The sequence below is a fragment of the Carnobacterium sp. genome (assembly GCF_040274425.1).
The window spans coordinates 1-1,328 of sequence record NZ_JBEMBC010000174.1 but is presented as its reverse complement, the minus strand read 5'-3'; the positions used below and the strand labels follow the sequence as shown (position 1 = coordinate 1,328).

Below are 1,328 nucleotides of genomic sequence, written 5' to 3'. Positions count from 1 at the left end.
AATCCAGAAGGTACACCAATTTTTCCTGCTTTATTCTTTACCATTTCTTGTGGAGCTTTATCTGGTTTCCACGCTACACAAGCGCCAATGGTTTCAAGAACATCTAAAAATGAAAAAGAAGGACGCTTTACTTTTTATGGCATGATGATTGCTGAAGGTGTGATTGCAATGATTTGGGCTGCAGCTTCTATGTCTTTATTTGATGGACAAACACTCAGCCAAATGATCAATAATGGGACGCCTTCACTTGTAGTCAATCAAGTGTCTTATATGTTGCTGGGTAGTGTATTTGGGACAGTTGCGATTATTGGGGTAATTGTGTTGCCGATTTCTTCAGGGCTTTCTGCATTTAGAAGTTTACGTACGATAACGGCAGATTACTTGCATATCAAACAAGATACACTGAAAAAAGTATTGATGGTGACCATTCCTTTATATATTATTTCTTTAATTTTAACGCAAGTTGATTTTAATATCTTATGGAGATATTTCAACTGGGCAAATCAAGTTACGGCAGTAATCTCTTTATTAGTCTCAACACGTTACTTGTATTTGAAAAATAAAAATTATTTTGTGACTCTTCTTCCCGGAATATTCATGCTTTATGCTTGTGTGGTTTATATATTTAGTGAACCAATTGGCTTGGGTATGGGATTGAGCACATTAACATATATCTTAAGCTCAATTTTAACACTTGGTATATTGGTCCTTTATTGGGAAACCGGTAAAAAGCAAAAAAGAAATTTGGATCCATCAGACGAATTGTTGAACGATCAATTGCCAATCGGTACATTTGCATCACATAACTAATGAAAATGGTTGTACGCAAAATTACTGGATCATTATTCTGAAGTAATCGTACAAAAAAAATACTGATTTGGATCATAAAATAAAAATGGTGGATTCTATAATGAAGTTAGCCACCGCTAACTAAAAAACGCCATGTGAATTTCATGTTATATTGAAGTTACCACTAACTCTCAATAGACAAGGATGAATTCACATGACGCAAACTAAGAATAACATAGATTCACGTAAGGGAAAACACCTTTCTTATGCGGAACGCTGCCAAATCGAGGTTCTAAAAAAAGAAAATTATTCAAACCGACAGATAGCTAAAGTTCTTGGTCGAGTTCCGCAGACCATTAATAATGAAATCAAAAGAGGTACTATTACACAACTTAAACGTCAAAAACAAAGTGGCAAGGTTTATGACTATTATGGCTCTGTTTATAGCGCTGACGCAGGACAAGCTCACTACGATAAAGAGCGTCTGAACTCTGGTAGACGGCCCAAATGGGCCGATACAGACGATTTTATTAACTGGG

The 1,328-nt window shown here is 35.8% G+C and carries 2 protein-coding genes; both read left to right on the top strand.

The features are described from left to right. On the top strand, positions 1–810 hold an 810-nt coding region (locus ABS911_RS15095; protein WP_350468231.1), incomplete at its 5' end, for a carbon starvation CstA family protein. Between the two features lie 193 nt (positions 811–1,003). After that, on the top strand, positions 1,004–1,328 hold a 325-nt coding region (locus ABS911_RS15090), incomplete at its 3' end, for a helix-turn-helix domain-containing protein (protein WP_350468230.1).